This window comes from Kitasatospora sp. NPDC056446 (assembly GCF_042796115.1).
Lineage (GTDB): Bacteria > Actinomycetota > Actinomycetes > Streptomycetales > Streptomycetaceae > Kitasatospora.
In genome coordinates this window covers 1-1,492 of the sequence record NZ_JBHTRF010000215.1, presented here as the reverse complement: position 1 = coordinate 1,492, position 1,492 = coordinate 1, and the positions used below count along the sequence as shown (strand labels likewise).

3 protein-coding genes are annotated in these 1,492 nt (G+C 61.0%); all 3 read right to left on the bottom strand.

Annotated elements, in window-relative coordinates:
* Positions 1 to 9: 9 nt before the first annotated feature.
* The 3 genes from ACFQ6N_RS40775 to ACFQ6N_RS40765 all read right to left on the bottom strand — a co-directional run bounded on the left by ACFQ6N_RS40775 (position 10) and on the right by ACFQ6N_RS40765 (position 1,384).
* Positions 10 to 525 carry a Rha family transcriptional regulator gene (locus tag ACFQ6N_RS40775; protein ID WP_197586510.1) on the bottom strand — a complete coding sequence of 172 codons (516 nt, stop codon included), beginning with the start codon at positions 523 to 525 and terminating at the stop codon, positions 10 to 12.
* A 169-nt stretch (positions 526 to 694) separates the two neighbouring features.
* A complete protein-coding gene (locus ACFQ6N_RS40770; RefSeq protein WP_365891117.1) occupies positions 695 to 913 on the bottom strand; it encodes a hypothetical protein in 219 nt (72 codons plus the stop codon).
* A gap of 279 nt (positions 914 to 1,192) precedes the next feature.
* Positions 1,193 to 1,384, bottom strand: coding sequence for a hypothetical protein (locus tag ACFQ6N_RS40765; RefSeq protein WP_197586512.1), 192 nt, complete (start codon positions 1,382 to 1,384; stop codon positions 1,193 to 1,195).
* Positions 1,385 to 1,492 lie beyond the last annotated feature (108 nt).

Sequence of the window (1,492 nt, the reverse complement as noted above, 5' to 3'; positions counted from 1 at the left end):
CTACCCAGCTCAAGCCACGGCCTCGGTCGGGAACAACGGGATCACCACCTGCGCCTCCAGCCTGGCCAGCTCCCGCTGCAGCCCAGCCTTCTCGCGTTTCCGGTTGTTCATCAGGCGCGAGCCATACGACCCTTTGGCGGCAGAGTTCTTCTCCTCCACCTGGACAGCCTGCAGCTGATACCAAACTGAAAGTGATTCGACCGTTCCGGCTCGGCGCGCATCTCCGAATGCCTGGACCAGCCTCACCTTCAGGTCGACCACCCTCTGCGTATTCCTCGACAGGGACAGCAGGAAGTAGCACTGGTCCTCATTCAGTTGGGCATAGCTCTGCGGGCGTCCACCAACGGAACCTTCAAGGGGTTTTGCGATTTCAAATCGCAGAAGCCCCAGCTGCTTGAACCCCTCGACATAGCGAGTGATCAATCGGAATGAGCTGCGATGGTCGGTCCCGAGATGCTCAGCGATCGCGCGGCTGTCAACTCGTGGGCCATCGCCAGCGGGAATCAGTTGAATGATGTTGGACATACCTGCTCCTCCTGGAGCTGCCTGAAGAGGAAGCGCGGCCAGCCTGTCGGGCAGGACGACAGACGTTCGGTAGCGAACCTAGGCCGCGCTTGAAACGAGAAACCCGGCACTTGGCCGGGTCTCAATGTGTTCTGGGTTGGAATTCGGTTTCCCGACTATTTGCCCGCCATCAGCTCACCCGCCTCAGCTCTTTGACCTGGGAGGCCAGTACAGCAACCAGCTTGCGTCGCGTCGCCTTGCGCCCTTCTCGGGATATAGACTCGACCGTACGCAGGGCGCCGAGCGCCAGCCAGACGGGCAGGTCTGACTGGGATACGCCTTTCGTTGAGATCGTTACCGGCACTTCGTCCATGGAAGACTCGACTTCCATGGGCACGTCAAACTCCACAAGGAAAGGAAAAGACATGTCACCTGCAGGTGGTCCCCGCTTCGATATCTACCGGGACTCGCAACGAAAGTGGCACTGGAAACTGTTAACGGGTAACGCCACGCTGATCGCAGTCAGTCCGAAGGGCTTCTCATCCAAGCAGAATTGCGTTCTCTCCCTCAGGCTCGTTGCAGACGCCGCCTATCGCGCACCGATCTGGAACAGCCAAAGCAGAATGTGGGAGTACGGATAAGAGATCCCAGCGCTACTCGGGGCGCCCCGCGCCGGCCGGGCCTCCCATCACTGGGCCCCAAGCTGTTGCTCGATATCGGCGACGCTCTCGCGCACCTCTACCCATCTACCGTCCACGGCCATCTGTACGTTCGCCGCCACACCATGCCAGCGCTGGCTCGGGCCGGCCTGCTGGATCATGGCAATCTGGCCTGGGCTCAGCAGCAGCGCGCGGCCATGAATGTCTGTCAGCTTGATCACTGTCCCTCCCCCGGCACAGGCTTGCCCTGCACCTGGTCGATGGCGTCGAACTGCGCCTCGTACTGGTCCAGGCAACGCGTGCGGCCGATGCGTACCTCGAATACGGCA